This window comes from Micromonospora sp. BL1 (assembly GCF_003667485.1).
GTDB classification, from domain to species: Bacteria; Actinomycetota; Actinomycetes; order Mycobacteriales; family Micromonosporaceae; genus Micromonospora; species Micromonospora tulbaghiae.
Window position 1 is genome coordinate 1 of the sequence record NZ_RCVK01000376.1, and the last position, 388, is coordinate 388.

Below are 388 nucleotides of genomic sequence, written 5' to 3' on the forward strand. Positions count from 1 at the left end.
CATTTTCACCAGCAAAAATGTGGATTATTGGTTTGTCTGAATTAAGAAAGCCATTACTTCACCTTCATACACAATTCAATCAAAACATACCATGGGACACTATGGATATGGACTTCATGAATTTAAACCAATCTGCTCATGGAGACAGAGAATATGGATATATTTGTACACGAATGAATGTTCCAAGAAAAGTTATTGTAGGATATTGGAAAGATAATGATGTAATCAAGAAATTAGGAACTTGGATGGGTGCTGCTGCTGCATTTGTTGAGGGCCCAAACATTAAAGTTGCTCGTTTTGGAGATAACATGAGAAATGTTGCCGTAACAGATGGCGATAAAGTAGAATCTCAAATAAAATTTGGTTGGTCTGTAAGCTATTATGGCAT

1 pseudogene is annotated in these 388 nt (G+C 35.6%); it reads left to right on the forward strand.

The features are described from left to right. Positions 1-17 precede the first annotated feature (17 nt). Positions 18-388: pseudogene (locus EAD96_RS27985) on the forward strand (L-arabinose isomerase); the annotation flags it as partial.